The organism is Dellaglioa sp. CoH-57-MRSF-17, from assembly GCF_056782015.1.
In genome coordinates this window covers 1-527 of the sequence record NZ_JBXAXY010000039.1, presented here as the reverse complement: position 1 = coordinate 527, position 527 = coordinate 1, and the positions used below count along the sequence as shown (strand labels likewise).

Genomic DNA, 527 nt, shown 5'->3' with positions numbered 1-527 from the left:
CATCCTCCTTATTTGATCAACGGAGGAATTGTAGCGTGGCGCGAAGCGCCTGTCTATCATTTTCCCACATCGGCAGATTCATAAAATGCAGAGGGTCCGCCTCAGCAAACGTGTAGATGTGTGACCACACCAGACCATGACACTTCTCAGGCTCAGCGTTCCGTACTTCGCCTGCAAACGCGTATGCTCGGAAATAGAGCATGAGAAGAGGATCACCGTTACCCAGCGTATCATTCGCATGCCACACGGGCCGCAGCCCCGCAGGGTCTAGGTCGAGACAAAGCTCTTCGCGCAGCTCACGAGCCATTCCGACATCGGCACGTTCAGCTTCGAGCTTGCCGCCCGGAAGCACGTACAGACCCGATCCCGGGTCCTTGGCGCGATGCTGAAGCAGCACCCTTCCGTTCTGTGGGTCTTGTATGATGCACGCAACACCTATTACGTGCGTGTCGTTACCGGTCATGTATTCTCCTTTTTGTTGGCAAGTACTTCGACCCGGATTCGGGTTTTGTGGGCACGCGCCATAC

General features: G+C 55.4%; 1 protein-coding gene. It reads right to left on the bottom strand.

The window, feature by feature from the left end; genetic code table 11:
* Positions 1-16 precede the first annotated feature (16 nt).
* Positions 17-527: NUDIX domain-containing protein (locus AC1RPJ_RS07740; protein WP_481762838.1), on the bottom strand; the 511-nt coding region annotated here is incomplete at its 5' end.